Below are 1,552 nucleotides of genomic sequence, written 5' to 3' on the forward strand. Positions count from 1 at the left end.
CTATGAGCTTTGATGCTATGTGAAGCTTAACACCTGCTATCAGTTCCTTTTTTTCAGTTTGATTAACCTGTATTTCTACTCCCAGCGTTTCCTTTATTGCATTTTTGATTTTTAGTATATCCTCATTATCTAAAAGGTAAGCAGTTTCCACATTAATAACAGGATGTTCTTTAAGCTCCTGTGCAATATTATCTCGTTCTTCTATATCTATATTTTTTATCCCTTCAACTGCAAGGTCTAAAAGTTTTTTATGTAAATGATTATCTGCAAAGTTATAAAGCATTTTTGAAACAAGTTTAAGAGTTGTTTTAATTGTTTCTTCTTTAATTTCTGTAAGAACTTCTTTTTTTTCAGTTTCCAAAGATTCTAAAAATTTCTGTCTTTCTGCGTCAAGCTCCCTTCTTATCTGCCGGTATAGATTTTCTTTTTCCTTTTCAATCTCCTGTGTAATCTGAGCAAGTTTTGATTTTCTTGTTTCTTCTATCTCTTTTAAAAGCTCTTCGTACTGTTTTTGAAGCCTTTGATATTTACTTTCTGCTTCTTCAGCTTTTCTTATGTTTTCATCTATATAATCCTTTCTTTTCTTTAAAACAGATATTATAGGGTTGTAAAGCAGTTTTTTTAAAATCCAGAGGAGTACAAAAAAGTTTATTATTTCAAATAAATAGGTAAGGATATCAACTTTCATTTTTCACCTATTTTGTAAAAAGATGTATAAATGGATTTGCAAATAATATAATTAAAGCTATAACCAGAGAGTAAATGGCAACAGATTCAACAACAGCTGCACCTATGAAAAACAGCCTTATAATTGTGTTGGATTGTTCAGGTTGTCTTGCCACAGATTCTATGGCTTTAGTTAACGCTTCACCTTCTCCTCTTGACGGCATAATTCCGCCAATTGCTATTGTAAGTCCTGCTGTTAAGATTGAAACTGCAGCTACAATTGCCAGTGCATCCATTTAAAACCCTCCTTTTTATAGTTCATACCAGTTTTCTTTTAAGTATGATAACTTTTTATCTAACTCTTCAACCTTTAAACCTGCAACAATATATGCAAGGGTTAACACGCCAAATAGATAAGCCTGTATTAAATCACCAACTATATTAAAAAGCATCATAGGAACTGGAACTAAAAGTCCTGTAAGTAAAACAAGCATTGCTATAATTAAATCCCATCCAAGCATATTTCCAAAAAGCCTGAAAGTTAGAGATATAATTCTTCCAAATTCTCCTATTATATTTAAAGGAAATAGGATAAAAATAGGTTCAAAAAATCTTTTTAGATATGAAAATCCATGAAATTTTATTCCGTAGTAAAAAACAGAAAAAAATGTTATTGTTGAAAGTCCTGCAACAGCTGAGAGATTTCCTGTAGGGGTGTGAAATCCGGGTATCATTCCCATAAGATTTGAAAAAACTACAAATATCCACATTGTTGCTATAAGGTTAAAAAATGGAGATATGGGCATATTTGAAAAATCTCTAATCTGCCGTGCCATTGCAACTATAACAGTTTCTATAAAAACCTGCTTTATTGATGGATTTTTTA

3 protein-coding genes are annotated in these 1,552 nt (G+C 31.2%); all 3 read right to left on the reverse strand.

Translation table 11 applies throughout. From position 1 onward, the window contains the following. Positions 1–688, reverse strand: a 688-nt coding sequence (locus HG1285_RS02015) for a hypothetical protein (protein ID WP_008289241.1), incomplete at its 3' end; no start/stop codon positions are given. 7 nt (positions 689–695) lie between these two features. Then, the gene (gene atpE / locus HG1285_RS02010) at positions 696–962 is read right to left on the reverse strand and encodes an ATP synthase F0 subunit C (RefSeq protein WP_008289242.1); all 267 of its coding nucleotides are present in this window, start codon (positions 960–962) and stop codon (positions 696–698) included. A gap of 15 nt (positions 963–977) precedes the next feature. Continuing rightward, positions 978–1,552, reverse strand: a 575-nt coding sequence (locus tag HG1285_RS02005) for a F0F1 ATP synthase subunit A (RefSeq protein ID WP_008289243.1), incomplete at its 5' end; no start/stop codon positions are given.

This window comes from Hydrogenivirga sp. 128-5-R1-1 (assembly GCF_000171895.1).